Source organism: Bacillus cihuensis, from assembly GCF_000504145.1.
GTDB lineage: Bacteria > Bacillota > Bacilli > Bacillales > DSM-1321 > Peribacillus > Peribacillus huizhouensis.
Genome location: NZ_KI632499.1, coordinates 116,616 through 129,599 on the forward strand (window position 1 = coordinate 116,616; position 12,984 = coordinate 129,599).

Here is a 12,984-nt window from a genome sequence, read left to right on the forward strand (position 1 = left end):
TAAGGAAACTAAGTTTTGGAGAGATGTCAATGGAAATACGGACAACGCCCACTTACGAGATTATTGAAGTCTGTTTATTGGCAGGAAAGATTATGCTCAGTAGCGGTGCAGAAACGTACCGGATTGAGGATACGATGACTCGAATTGCTGCTTCCTATGGAATCCACTCGTCTCATTCATTTGTGACACCTACGGGTATTATTTTTTCGATGGATGGGAATGATCCGACAAAGTTGATTCGAATTTCAGAACGCTCCACGGATCTGCACAAAGTAACGAAAGTGAATAGTATTTCCCGGCAAATAAGCAGTGGTGAACTAACAGTGAAAGAAGCGTTAGTAAAGTTAAAGGAAATTGAGACTTCAAATCTTGCTTTTCCGATATGGCTTCAGATTTTTGCTGCGTTTATTGCAAGCGGCTGCTTTATGATCATGTATCAGGGGCTGTGGACGGACTTTTTGGTAGCGTGTTTGGCTGGTGGTCTAGGCTTTTCAACTCTTGTTTATCTACACAAACTACTAGAGATTAAATTTTTTGCTGAATTTATTGCTTCTTTAATCATTGGTGCCTTTGCGTTTATTGCCGTTTCGTATAATTGGGGTACATATGTAGATAAAATTATTATCGGAGCAGTTATGCCGCTTGTACCTGGTCTCCTCATTACAAATGCAGTGAGGGATTTAATTACCGGGCATCTCGTATCGGGAATTGCTAAAGGAGCGGAAGCATTTTTGACTGCATCAGCAATAGGGTCAGGGATTGCGGTTGCCTTTATATTTTTGTAATAATGCGAGGGAGACGTAAATAAATGATTATACAGTTTATTACCAGTTTTATTGCGTCAGCAGCATTTGGAATTATTTTTAACGCACCAAAGGAAACATTAGTGAAATGCGGCTTCATCGGAATGGCAGGATGGTCTGTCTATTATATTCTCTATGTCCGGGATGTTAGTAGTATTGTGGCTACACTCGTGGCATCATTAGTTGTGGCTATTATCAGTCAGTTCTTGGCCAAATTGTACAAAATGCCGGTTATTATATTTAGTGTTGCAGGGATTATTCCGCTTGTACCAGGAGGGATATCGTATAACGCTATGCGCCATTTTGTTGAAAATGATTATAATACGGCCATTCAACTTGCAGCCAAAGTGGTCATGCTTTCAGGAGCCATTGCGATGGGCTTACTCTTTTCTGAAGTAATCCATCAGTTATACCAAAAAGTTATAAGAAGAAGGAAAGAAACAACTGCACTTGAAAAGGATTAAATCAATAAATAGTTAAAAGGTTCTGTTAAACTTGCCTGTTGGAAAGTAAGGCGTTCGCTTTCCGCGGGCGGGCCGGGAGCCTCCTCGTCGCTGTGCACCTGTGGACTAGCTTTTCCCGCAGGAGTCTTACGCCTTCCGTTCCAATCAAAATATAGTGCCAAAAATCAATAATGAGTTTTAAGATAGCCTATTAAAAAAGGACTGAATTTTTCGGTCCTTTTTTGTTCTTTAAAATTTTTTTAAAATCTTGCAGGGGATTTACATTATTGTACGTCTAAATAAGTAGAGAGAAAAGAGGTGATGCAGGTGGAGAAGGATGAACAGCTGGTAAAGCGAATCGTGGCTGGAGAAAGGGATCAATTTCGTGAGTTGATATCTCGTTATCAGGCTAGGGTGTTTGCGGCTGCATATAAAGTAAGTAAGAATACCAAAGATGCTGAAGATATCACTCAGGAAGTATTTCTTCAGCTGTATCGTTCTCTTTCTCAATTCAAAGGGGATTCTAGTCTTTCTACATGGATCTACAAGATTGCGATGAGTAAGGCACTTGATTATCGGCGCAAGATGATCCGACAAGTAACCTATGAAGGAGAGGGAGGTCTTTTGGAGATTCCTTTTGAGTCTACACCGGAAAATCTGCTTCTTGATAAGGAAACCAAAGAGCTTGCACGTGCCTATATGGAAAAACTCCCAGATCCGTATAAGGAAGTTGTCCATCTTTATTATTTTCAGCAGCAATCTTATCGGCAAATTGCCTCTACACTAAATGTTGCGGTCAAAACCGTAGAATCTAGATTATACCGAGCCAAGCTTATCATGAAGAGACAAGGGAAGGGAGAGGAACTGAGATGAGTCACATTACAGCAGAACAACTTATCGCGTATATACAGAACGAACTCTCCGGCTACGAAATAGCGAATCTAGAAAATCATTTAATCGGTTGTAGTCAGTGTCAGGAAGAGTTTGCCTTACTTGAAGAATTGACTAATGAATGGCATGAGCCATCTAGGCAACTATCCATTGATATATCAGCTGAAGTTATGGGCAAGATTGAGAAAACAGAAAAACTAGCATCGACACAAAAAAACAAACGCAGTACCTATTTACATTTTATCCTTGCAGCAGCAGCGACAATCCTATTTTCTCAAGCGAAGGTTGTTGATTATATCATTGAAACATCAGATCATGTGATAGGGATTTCGTCAGTAACAGTAGAGCAAGCTAATTATTCTTTAGAAAAAGGAATGACTTCTCTTAATAAAATTAACTTGAAAATACAGTCGAAAACTGGAGGAGAAAACAAATGAAACAGCCAAAGAAATGGATATATATCCTGTCATTCTTACCGGGACTTGGGCAATTTTATCTAGGTTTGATGAATAGAGGCCTGCAATTAATGTTGTTATTTTTCGGTGGAGTGTTTATTACTGCTCAATTATTCGGCGGTCTGGCCATATTCCTACCAGTGCTTGTTTTTTATGCATATTATGATGCATTAAATCATTATCGGATGATTATTGAGACTGGAGAAAGAAACGATGAAATGCTACTTCAATGGGATGTTCTCCAAGGAAAGAAGAACATAGTTGGTTGGATTCTCATAGTAGTCGGGCTAATTAGTTTCATGCAAATGTTTATGAACTGGCTACCAAATGAAATTATGCAATATATTCCTTATAATTTCTTGCAACAAGTCGTCTTAGCATCTATTTTAGTTGGATTTGGGTTTAAACTTCTTCGCGGTAGGAAAGAGGAAGCGCAATGAGGAATTGGAGGATCGGTTCGATTACAGCTGGCATTCTTTTAATCGTCATTGGGTTGCTATGGCTTCTGCAATCCTTCTTATCCATTCCTTTTGCAAAAATCCTAATCTACTCATGGCCAGTTATATGTATTTTTCTTGGCGTTGAAATTCTCGTTCTGCACTTTTTTAGAAAAGATCAAAAACTCGGTATACATTGGCTTAGTATTCTTTTATTAATGCTAATAGGCGGGACATCTTTAGTCTTTAGTTTTGGAAATAAAGCCATGGCTGAGCTAGGTTTCAGTTTCCAAACTACTTCCTACAGTATACAGGAAGAGCTTACGTCATCATCGACGATCCAGGAAGTGGTCATATCTCTACCAAATGAAGATGTAATTATAACTGGAACAGATGAACAGAAAGTTACGATAGAAGGAAAGGTGAACGCAAACGTAAAAAGTGATAAACAGCTAAAGAGTAAAGTAGACGAGCAATTTTCGATGAAACAAATTGGAAATAAAGTGTATCTTGATTGGTTAGATTCTGAGCTTGAACTAAATGATTTGACAAGAATAACAGGGAAGCTTCATATATCTGTACCAAAACAGGCTGCGGTGAGAGTAAGTATTGGAAAGGGATCTATCAGGATTGATAATATCCATGCATCTGCAACGCTGAAAACATTTAACGGTGACATTACGACCAATGCTTATACCGGTGTATTATACGCACAGGCTCATGGTGGAGACATAATGCTGACAGATAGTGTTCTTACAGGAAGCTCGATTATCGAATCATTTGGTGGAGATATTGTTTGGAATATTTCACAAGAGCAGCCAATTACACTGGATGCCTCCACAAAGTACGGAGAAATCAAAGGGAATCTAGGCTGGAAAGTTGCCGCTCTAGTAAACGAATCGGAAGAAAAACAACAAGCAACTGCGAAGCTTGGCAGTGGCCTCTATTCGGTCATGTTAGCAACAGAAAGCGGTAATATTATTGTTACGAAAAACTAAAGATTGACTATGAAGGGGTGAGAAACCTCTTCTTTTTTTATCCCATATTAATAGGCGGTAACCCCCACTGATTGAAGTTCCACTTTACCCCAGATTTACAAGCGGTTCTACCGCACGGATGGTGAAAGTTTCACATAAAGCTTGAATGAAATCCCTCTTTTTTGGAAGGATAACTTAGAGACAGAGTAGTCATTCGTGAATGAAGCGAGGTTTATGAGAGGAAATGAAAAGTTATATAATCGTGGCATGGAATATGATCGATCCAATATATTATCATCTTTCAAATTTGACTTACATCTATAATGGAAAGGCAGAGAAAAATTTTTTACGCGTTAAGCTCACGCGTTACAAAGGTAGGAATGTTGTACTATCCGATGGAACACTGATCAACAAAAACGATACATTAGTCAAAATTCATCTACATAATGCCGTTCTATTAAAAGAACTAGGACAAACGAAAAGTGATTTTAGCAGGGGCCGGTTCATTTTTCATGCTGTCAGAAAATCTTTACCTGACTTGGTGACTTATATTCAAAAGCACCATCAAGCAGATCAAATCAAAGGCATTATTGGCATTACTTCGTTGGACAAAGGTGTAAATCGTCTTGGTTTTGAAGTTGTACCTATTGCTAACCCATTTTATAAATGGTTTAAATGGGCCAGTTTTTTACCAATTAGTATTTTATCAGGCACTGATGTATCTATAAAAAAACACACAGGACCAAGTTATTTATTTATGTCTAAAGACTGTTTAATTAGTAGGTATAAAGTACAGTAGGTCTCGAAGGGGTCAGATTTCCCTCTATATTTATAGAGGGAAATCTGACCCCTTCGAGCCTTTTCTAGAGGAATTGGCGAATGGACGGGTAATAAATGGAAGAATAATTGAACGAGCTAGACTATTAATCTTCTAAATCTTATCCTTCTTCAGATCTTGAAATAACCCCAGCTTTAATTCCGATCATGATTTCTCCCGCATTAACAGGCAGTAAACCCCTACTGATTGAAGTTTCACTTTATTTCCTTGTTGCCATGTAAATCTTATGCATGTTCATATGCCCCTCCTTGCGAATATGTTTAAACATGTACTTTATATAAAGTTTGGATTATAATTGGAAATAATTATTAGATTATTCAAACAATTGTGAATAAAAATAATCATAGTTTTATATGATTAGGGAAGGGGTATTAGGACATAGAATACTGTACGAAGAGCTACATAAGTATTGGAAAAAATTAGGGTTTAGGAGGATGGTCTGATGAAAAAAAATATGCTCGTTAGCTTGTTACTTGTAATGGTTCTAGTATTGGCTGCGTGTGGAACGAAAGATGCTAGTAATGCTGGAGAAGGAGAGACGCAAGAAAAAGTATATAGAGTAGGAATTGATACTACATATCCACCCTTCGAATATGAAGATAAAAACGGGGAATATACAGGGATCGATATTGATCTCATTAAGGCTATTGCTGAAGATCAAAATTTCAAAATTGATTTCAAACCGATGGATTTCGGTGGGATTATTCCTGCGATGCAAGCAGGTCAGCTTGATGTGGCCATTGCCGGAATGAGTATAACAGATGACCGAAAGAAGATCGTTGATTTCACAGATCCATATTTTCAAGCCGGTTTGACATTGGTAGTGAAGCAAGGTGAAACGGGTATTACTTCCATTGAAGATCTTGCTGGTAAAAAAGTAGCTGCAAAAAAGGGAACGACAGGAGCCAAATTCGCAACAGAAAAAGCAGAAGAAATAGGATTTGAATTGGTTCAATTTAATGACAGCCCAGCAATGTTCCAAGATGTGGCAAACGGAAATTCAGATGTATTAATTGAAGACTACCCCGTTATCGCCTATGCAATTGCCCAAAGTACTCTCGACCTAGAAATCGTCGGGGATCGTTTAAATGGGGATGAATACGGCATTGCTGTTTTGAAAGGAAAAAACGACGAGTTATTAAAGAAAATGAATAAAGGATTAGCTAATCTAAAAGCTAGTGGCAAATACGATGAGATTATTAATAAATATCTGAATGAATAATGGAGGTAAATATAGTAGTTGGGGCGCGAAATTGCTCGTGCCCTTTTTGGGGAAGGAGAGTCCGTTATGGATGTAATTAGGAATGCTTTGCCCTATTTAATGGACGGGTTGGTGGTTACACTATATATTTTTGTAATTGCCCTTATTCTAGGATTTATTATTGGGCTGATCGTGGCATTGCTACGCTTAGCACCAATAAAGCCATTGAACTGGATTGCTAAAACTTATATTAATGCCATACGTGGAACGCCATTTATTGTACAATTATTCTTTATTTATTTTGGACTAAATACGATCCCATGGATTTCAATGGATAAAACAACTGCTGGGATCGTAACGGTTGCCATAAATGCCGGAGCTTATTTTGCTGAAATCATCAGAGCGGGCATTCAATCGATTGATAGTGGTCAAACGGAAGCAGCAAGGTCTCTTGGGCTAACAGGTTCGCAAACGATGAGATATGTCGTTCTCCCGCAAGCATTTCGCCGAATGTTACCTACATTTACGAATCAATCGATCATTAGTTTAAAAGATACCTCGCTTTTATCGATCATTGGCATTGCCGATTTAACACAGCGTGGTCAAATTCAACAGGCGGCAACTTATGAGTCCTTTAAAATTTGGCTAACTGTGGGAATTATCTATTTTATTATTATATACGCATTAACGCTGCTGGCTAATTTCCTGGAAAGGAGATTTGAATTACGATGAGCATTATTCAAGTAAAAAATTTAAAGAAATCATTTGGAAATCTTGAAGTATTGAAGGACATCAGTACCGAAATTCAAGAAACCGAGGTCGTCTGTGTAATCGGCCCATCTGGTTCAGGGAAAAGTACATTTTTACGGTGCTTGAATCGACTTGAAGAAATCACTGATGGCGAAGTCATTGTGAATGGTCATATCATTTCAAGTAAAACCGTGAATATCAATAAAGTACGTGAGGAAGTAGGCATGGTGTTTCAACAGTTTAACTTATTTCCGCATAAAACGGTGCTAGAAAATATCGTACTGGCGCCCATGAAGGTTCGGTTAACTAATAAAGAGGCAGCGAAACAAAGGGCGTACGAGCTACTGGATAAAGTAGGCTTGAGAGAAAAGGCAGATAGCTATCCAGCCCAACTTTCTGGGGGACAAAAGCAGCGGGTAGCGATAGCAAGGGCGCTTGCGATGGATCCCAAAATTATGTTATTTGATGAACCAACATCAGCCTTGGATCCTGAGATGGTAGGCGATGTACTTGATGTCATGAAACAACTTGCCAAAGAAGGAATGACGATGGTCGTTGTCACACATGAGATGGGATTTGCCCGTGAAGTAGGCGATAGAGTAATGTTCATGGACGGTGGCTATGTGGTGGAAGAAAACGTTCCAGAAGAGATATTTAGTAATCCGCAGCATATAAGGACGCAATCATTTTTAAGTAAAGTTTTATAAGTACATAAAGAGGAAATGTCTGACCTCGCACTCTAAATCAGTATGTAGTGTTTCATACACTTATCTTATACTGTATTTAGTTGTTGCGGGGTCTGTTTGCTTTGGAACTCCCCTTTCTTTGTTATTGGCTCTTTTCGTAAAGATTGTTGTTTTTAGCAAGAAACCAATTCGAACAGATGTTGATTGTAGTGGAAGGTGCGAGACTCCTGCGGGAAAAGCGTGTTGGGGGAGACCCCGCAAGTGCAAAGCACTGAGGAGGCTTCTGAGACCGCCGCGGAAAGCGAGTACCTGCAACGGAAATCAACCCGGGTTATTAGTGTAAAAATGATTGAAAAGCAACAAAGTATGTGAAAACAGCCTTGTTATTTAACATACTATACGGAGCGAATAACTTAATTTATCTAGTGGAAATCAATGCAAACCAACTCACAATTCATCCGATAAGCGGAACCACTGTCTGCTTAGAATGCTTGCCTTTAGGCTAATCAAGTTTGCGTGGACGAATTGTATCTATTTCAAGGTTACTTTTAACTAAATAAGGGAAGTACATAATTAAACCTCTAATGCTTTTCGCTTATTACTGGGCAGAAGTGCCATAACGCTAAGGGGTTTTTATAAGGGCTATTAATATTTGCAAAATAGGTAGCCAATTTAAAAGAATGGCTATGTTAAACCTTGTTGTTGAATTTGGTACTATGTGGATTGGAGTGGAAGGCGTGAGACTCCAGTGGGAAAAGCGAGTTCCTGTAATGGAAATCAACCCAGGATAGTAGTGTACATATTATATAAAGCAACAAAGGATACGAAAACAGCCATTTGGATAAACGGTTTATAGAGTGAAATATCATATTTTTTTGTGGCATCTCCTTTCATTTTTTAGAATTTTCATTATATTAATATAATATAAAACAGTTCGTAATCATATTATTATTTTACTAATAAGTATGAGGAAGAAGGGAATTACTATAATAGAACTAAATAAAATAGCGCTAATTTATGTCTTTAGAAGGAGTCTTTACCTTGTATATCTTGTTAGCTTAATATGTTTTTGCTATAATCAATTTTGCTTAATGATCTTATCAATTGAACAATGTACAGGGATAAATTGGATTGATATCTCTTTTGAATACGTTTTCGTTTAGGAGAAATGTGCTGTGTATTTGGGCATGATATAAGTTGTAGAAAAAACTTATAGGTAAGATTCGTAGTCAGACGTTCAACCTTAAAAAACTGCTAGTGGAGGCGACAAATGAATTATTTAATCTCGATCGTAGGCTTAATTGTTGTTCTTGGTCTTGCTTGGGTTGCAAGTAACAATCGTAAACAAGTAAAAGTCAAACCAATTATGATGATGATTATTATCCAGTTAATCCTAGCCTATGTATTATTGAACACTAAAATTGGTCTCAATGTCATTCAAGCAATCGCAACTGGATTTACGAAGTTGTTAGAATTTGCGAATGAAGGGGTTGTGTTTGTTTTTGGTGGAATTGCAAATGAAGGTTCATTCCCTTTCTTCCTAAATGTTCTACTTCCAATTGTATTTATTTCTGCATTGATTGGAATTTTACAGCATATTAAAGTTCTGCCTTTTATAATGAAATGGATTGGTTGGGCACTTAGCAAAGTGAATGGCATGGGGAAACTAGAGTCTTACAATGCTGTAGCGTCTGCACTTGTTGGACAATCTGAAGTATTCATTACCGTGAAAAAGCAGCTTGGGCAGTTGCCGCCTCATCGTCTTTACACATTATGCGCCTCAGCGATGTCTACGGTCTCTATGGGAATTGTTGGGGCTTATATGACGATGATTGACCCGAAATATGTCGTAACGGCGATTGTCATTAACTTATTTGGTGGATTCATTATTGCTTCCATTATTAATCCGTACACTGTAACAGAAGGAGAAGACATTCTCGACGTTCAAGCGGAAAAGCAAAGCTTTTTTGAAATGCTAGGAGAATACATTATTGATGGCTTCAAGGTCGCAATTATTGTTGCTGCCATGTTAATTGGCTTTGTTGCATTAATGGCAGGTCTGAATAGCTTGTTTGATTTAATATTTGGCATTTCATTCCAAGGTATTGTTGGATACGTCTTTGCGCCATTTGCCATTCTAATGGGGGTTCCCGTCTCAGAGTCAGTAACGGCTGGCGGCATCATGGCTACAAAATTGGTCACAAACGAATTCGTAGCTATGCTTTCTTTAAGTGATGTAGCATCTAGCTTAAGTGAACGATCAGTCGGAATCATTTCTGTATTCGTTGTTTCATTCGCAAACTTTTCCTCAATTGGCATCATTTCTGGTGCGGTTAAAGGCCTTCATGAAAAACAAGGAAACGTTGTTGCCCGATTTGGCTTGAAGCTTTTATACGGTGCAACATTAGTTAGTGTATTAACATCAGTAATCGTAAGCTTTATCCTATAATCAAAAAAGATAAAGTTGTCTAAAGGGTCTGATCTCGAACCCTCCATATAGTATAAAGTATGAAATCCACTTATACTGTCTGGAGAGTTGCGTGGTCCGGACCCTTTTTTGAGATGGTTCTTGTATAGTACTTTTTCTTTGTTTAACAGCTGTTAATATCCCCGATGATGAAGGTTTAGATTGTAAAAGGAGTGAAGAAGTAGATGAATGATTGTTTGGAGAGAAGGGAAGTACAAATAGCAACGTTTGCTGGTGGCTGTTTTTGGTGTATGGTATCTCCTTTTGATGAAATGGAGGGAATTCATCAGGTTGTTTCCGGTTATACAGGTGGACATGAACCAAATCCTACGTATAAACAAGTGAAGGTAGGCACTACTGGGCATGTAGAAGCAGTTCAGATTACGTATGACCCTGTAAAAGTATCTTATACAAAATTATTAGACTTATATTGGCAGCAGATCGATCCAACGGATGCAGTCGGGCAGTTTTCTGATCGAGGAACAGCGTATCAGTCTGTCATATTTTATCATAATGAGCATCAAAAGAGTGAAGCTGAGAAATCTAAAGTGCAATTAGCGGAATCTGGTCGGTTTCAAAAACCAATTATTACTGCAATCCGGAAGGCTGGAACTTTCTATAAAGCAGAAGAATACCATCAGGATTTTTACAAAAAAAATGCATTTCGATATGCTTTATATCGACAAGGAAGTGGTCGTGATTCTTTTCTAAAGGAACATTGGCCAAAGGATAAATCGGAACTGAAAGAACGATTATCTGCTATGCAGTACTTTGTGACTCAAGAAAATGGCACGGAGCCACCTTTTGAAAACCAATATTGGGATAATAAGCAGGAAGGTATTTACGTAGATATTGTTTCAGGAGAGCCTTTATTCAGTTCGAGTAATCAATTTGACAGTGGCTGTGGTTGGCCGAGTTTTACTAAGCCAATACTTTCCGGATATGTGAAGGAAAGTGTTGATCTAAGCCATCGTATGACAAGAACAGAAGTGCGTAGTAAAGAAGCCGACTCACATTTAGGCCATGTTTTTGAAGATGGTCCTGGTCCAAAGGGACTACGCTATTGTATTAATTCTGCTGCTTTACGATTTATCCGAAAAGAAAGTATGGAAGAAGAAGGATATGGGGATTTGCTTCTATTATTTCATTTGAAATAATGAGTACGGGCAGAATAAAGCATGCAATAAAAGTAAGTGAGTAGTCATTCTGTAGCGAACGGCTATTTTTTTATAAAAAAGGAAATGGTACTTCTTGCAAGATGACTAATTAAAAAAGGGAAAGTGGATTTATATAATTTGAAAATAGTACAATTTAAGCTGGAGGTGGAATATGGACTATCAATTACACCCATTTGGAGACAATGGAATTATGATTGAACTGGGGACTACAATTTCTCTAGATATACAGAAGAAAGTCCGTGCAGTTGCTTCTTTTCTTGATCAAAATCGATTTGAGTGGATGATTGAGTATATTCCGGCATTTACGACTGTGACGGTGTTATATGATATGGGGCATCATGAACTTGTTAAGGATGGTCATTATCCATATGATAAAGCGTGTGAGAAACTGCGGGAGGGTATGGCTGGATTATTATTGGAAGAAACTCAAGATCCAAGAGTGGTAGAAATTCCAGTCTGCTATGGAGGAGAATTAGGCCCTGATCTAGATTTTGTAGCTAGCCATAACGGACTTAGCATTGAAGAAGTTGTTAGAATTCATAAAACAACTACTTACAACGTACATATGATTGGCTTCGCGCCTGGTTTTCCATATATGGGCGGCATGTCTGAAAAAATTGCTGCACCAAGGAAGGAAACCCCCCGCTTAACAATTCCTGCAGGTTCAGTTGGGATAGCGGGGAATCAAACAGGTATTTACTCTATCGAAACTCCCGGAGGCTGGCAAATAATTGGCCGGTCACCGATTCAATTGTTCCGTCCTTTCAATAATCCGCCTAGTTTATTACAAGCGGGGGATTTAGTTACATTTAAAGAAATTACGTATCAGGAATACATCGATTGGGAGGATAGGGATGATAAAAATCATTAAACCTGGCCTACTTACAACTGTTCAGGATTTAGGCAGATATGGTTTGCAGAAGTATGGAGTCATTGCAAGCGGAGCTATGGATCAGTTGGCACATAGAATAGCCAATCTTCTAGTTGGGAATGAAGAAAACAAATCAGCTCTTGAAATTACACTAATAGGTCCAGTTATTGAATTTACTGAAAACACCCTTATTTCACTTGCAGGAGGGAATTTATCTCCGAAAATTAATGGTGTTCCGGTTGATCTCTGGCGCCCTATTTTAGTTAGAAAGGGTAGCAAGCTTTCATTTGGACCATGTAAAACGGGTTGCCGCGCATATCTAGCTGTGGCTGGTAGTTATCAAGTTACAACAGTGATGGGTAGTGATTCTACTTATATAAGAGCAGGAATAGGCGGATTTCTCGGTCGTCAGTTAAAAGCAGGCGATGTCCTTAATATGGAACGAATGGGTTCATGTAGTAAACGGATTTTTCAGCAATTATCTAATGAGATAGGGGAACGAGATTATATCGAGGCTACGTGGAAGGTCGATCCGATGATCACAGCATGCTATATAGATAAAAAGCCAATTAGGGTGATTGTAGGTCGTCAATATCACTGGTTTACGGAAGAAAGCAAACAGGCTTTTTTTCGAGAAGAGTTTATGGTGTCCTCACAATCTGATCGGATGGGCTACCGACTAAATGGGTGCCACCTCGCTTTATCTACAGATAAAGAAATGGTGTCGGAGGCGGTTAGCTTTGGAACGATCCAAGTACCAGCAGAAGGAAACCCAATTGTCTTAATGGCTGATCGGCAAACGACAGGTGGCTATCCGAAAATTGCCCAAATCTCGTCGGTCGATTTACCAGTCATTGCACAAGCAAAACCAGGAGATAAGTTGCAATTTAGACTAATTTCGGTCGAAGAGTCTCAATTGAAATATTTAAAAAGAGAAGAGCAGATTAAACAATTAAGATTGGGTATCTCGCTTTTACACAGATAGGA

At 38.6% G+C, this 12,984-nt stretch carries 14 protein-coding genes; all 14 read left to right on the forward strand.

Annotated elements, in window-relative coordinates; translation table 11 throughout:
- Nucleotides 1–29: 29 nt before the first annotated feature.
- Nucleotides 30–785 carry a threonine/serine exporter family protein gene (locus V179_RS0124815; RefSeq protein WP_028393861.1) on the forward strand — a complete coding sequence of 252 codons (756 nt, stop codon included), beginning with the start codon at nt 30–32 and terminating at the stop codon, nt 783–785.
- A gap of 23 nt (nt 786–808) precedes the next feature.
- Nucleotides 809–1,267 (forward strand): threonine/serine exporter family protein, encoded by a 459-nt coding sequence (locus V179_RS0124820; protein WP_028393862.1) that lies wholly within the window; start codon nt 809–811, stop codon nt 1,265–1,267.
- A 306-nt stretch (nt 1,268–1,573) separates the two neighbouring features.
- Nucleotides 1,574–2,119, forward strand: a complete 546-nt coding sequence (locus V179_RS0124825; protein WP_028393863.1) for an RNA polymerase sigma factor — start codon at nt 1,574–1,576, stop codon at nt 2,117–2,119.
- Nucleotides 2,116–2,574 carry an anti-sigma factor family protein gene (locus tag V179_RS0124830; protein WP_028393864.1) on the forward strand — a complete coding sequence of 153 codons (459 nt, stop codon included), beginning with the start codon at nt 2,116–2,118 and terminating at the stop codon, nt 2,572–2,574. The genes V179_RS0124825 and V179_RS0124830 overlap by 4 nt, the downstream gene beginning before the upstream one ends.
- Nucleotides 2,571–3,032: a hypothetical protein gene (locus V179_RS29360; protein WP_028393865.1), complete on the forward strand. Its 462-nt coding sequence runs from the start codon at nt 2,571–2,573 to the stop codon at nt 3,030–3,032. Before V179_RS0124830 ends, V179_RS29360 begins: the two co-directional genes overlap by 4 nt.
- Entirely contained in the window at nt 3,029–4,027 is a 999-nt protein-coding gene (locus tag V179_RS0124840; protein ID WP_028393866.1) for a DUF4097 family beta strand repeat-containing protein, read from the forward strand. The genes V179_RS29360 and V179_RS0124840 overlap by 4 nt, the downstream gene beginning before the upstream one ends.
- 223 nt (nt 4,028–4,250) lie before the next feature.
- A complete protein-coding gene (locus V179_RS0124845) occupies nt 4,251–4,805 on the forward strand; it encodes a YkoP family protein (protein WP_028393867.1) in 555 nt (184 codons plus the stop codon).
- A gap of 481 nt (nt 4,806–5,286) precedes the next feature.
- Entirely contained in the window at nt 5,287–6,066 is a 780-nt protein-coding gene (locus V179_RS0124850; RefSeq protein ID WP_028393868.1) for a transporter substrate-binding domain-containing protein, read from the forward strand.
- A gap of 66 nt (nt 6,067–6,132) precedes the next feature.
- Nucleotides 6,133–6,777 (forward strand): amino acid ABC transporter permease, encoded by a 645-nt coding sequence (locus V179_RS0124855; protein ID WP_028393869.1) that lies wholly within the window; start codon nt 6,133–6,135, stop codon nt 6,775–6,777.
- On the forward strand, nt 6,774–7,502 hold the full coding sequence (locus tag V179_RS0124860; RefSeq protein WP_028393870.1) for an amino acid ABC transporter ATP-binding protein: 729 nt from the start codon (nt 6,774–6,776) through the stop codon (nt 7,500–7,502). The genes V179_RS0124855 and V179_RS0124860 overlap by 4 nt, the downstream gene beginning before the upstream one ends.
- 1,249 nt (nt 7,503–8,751) lie before the next feature.
- Nucleotides 8,752–9,930, forward strand: coding sequence for a NupC/NupG family nucleoside CNT transporter (locus V179_RS0124875; protein WP_028393871.1), 1,179 nt, complete (start codon nt 8,752–8,754; stop codon nt 9,928–9,930).
- A 203-nt stretch (nt 9,931–10,133) separates the two neighbouring features.
- Nucleotides 10,134–11,105: a peptide-methionine (R)-S-oxide reductase MsrB gene (gene msrB / locus V179_RS0124880; RefSeq protein ID WP_028393872.1), complete on the forward strand. Its 972-nt coding sequence runs from the start codon at nt 10,134–10,136 to the stop codon at nt 11,103–11,105.
- A 172-nt stretch (nt 11,106–11,277) separates the two neighbouring features.
- Nucleotides 11,278–11,997, forward strand: coding sequence for a 5-oxoprolinase subunit PxpB (gene pxpB, locus V179_RS0124885; protein WP_028393873.1), 720 nt, complete (start codon nt 11,278–11,280; stop codon nt 11,995–11,997).
- Nucleotides 11,981–12,982, forward strand: coding sequence for a 5-oxoprolinase subunit C family protein (locus V179_RS0124890; RefSeq protein ID WP_028393874.1), 1,002 nt, complete (start codon nt 11,981–11,983; stop codon nt 12,980–12,982). The genes pxpB and V179_RS0124890 overlap by 17 nt, the downstream gene beginning before the upstream one ends.
- Nucleotides 12,983–12,984 lie beyond the last annotated feature (2 nt).

Coding starts and splice junctions, on each gene's coding strand:
- V179_RS0124860 (WP_028393870.1), top strand. CDS start 6,774: ATGAGCATTATTCAAGTAAAAAATTTAAAGAAATCATTTGGAAATCTT.
- V179_RS0124830 (WP_028393864.1), top strand. CDS start 2,116: ATGAGTCACATTACAGCAGAACAACTTATCGCGTATATACAGAACGAA.
- pxpB (WP_028393873.1), top strand. CDS start 11,278: ATGGACTATCAATTACACCCATTTGGAGACAATGGAATTATGATTGAA.
- msrB (WP_028393872.1), top strand. CDS start 10,134: ATGAATGATTGTTTGGAGAGAAGGGAAGTACAAATAGCAACGTTTGCT.
- V179_RS0124840 (WP_028393866.1), top strand. CDS start 3,029: ATGAGGAATTGGAGGATCGGTTCGATTACAGCTGGCATTCTTTTAATC.
- V179_RS0124890 (WP_028393874.1), top strand. CDS start 11,981: ATGATAAAAATCATTAAACCTGGCCTACTTACAACTGTTCAGGATTTA.
- V179_RS0124875 (WP_028393871.1), top strand. CDS start 8,752: ATGAATTATTTAATCTCGATCGTAGGCTTAATTGTTGTTCTTGGTCTT.
- V179_RS0124820 (WP_028393862.1), top strand. CDS start 809: ATGATTATACAGTTTATTACCAGTTTTATTGCGTCAGCAGCATTTGGA.
- V179_RS0124850 (WP_028393868.1), top strand. CDS start 5,287: ATGAAAAAAAATATGCTCGTTAGCTTGTTACTTGTAATGGTTCTAGTA.
- V179_RS0124855 (WP_028393869.1), top strand. CDS start 6,133: ATGGATGTAATTAGGAATGCTTTGCCCTATTTAATGGACGGGTTGGTG.
- V179_RS0124845 (WP_028393867.1), top strand. CDS start 4,251: ATGAAAAGTTATATAATCGTGGCATGGAATATGATCGATCCAATATAT.
- V179_RS29360 (WP_028393865.1), top strand. CDS start 2,571: ATGAAACAGCCAAAGAAATGGATATATATCCTGTCATTCTTACCGGGA.
- V179_RS0124815 (WP_028393861.1), top strand. CDS start 30: ATGGAAATACGGACAACGCCCACTTACGAGATTATTGAAGTCTGTTTA.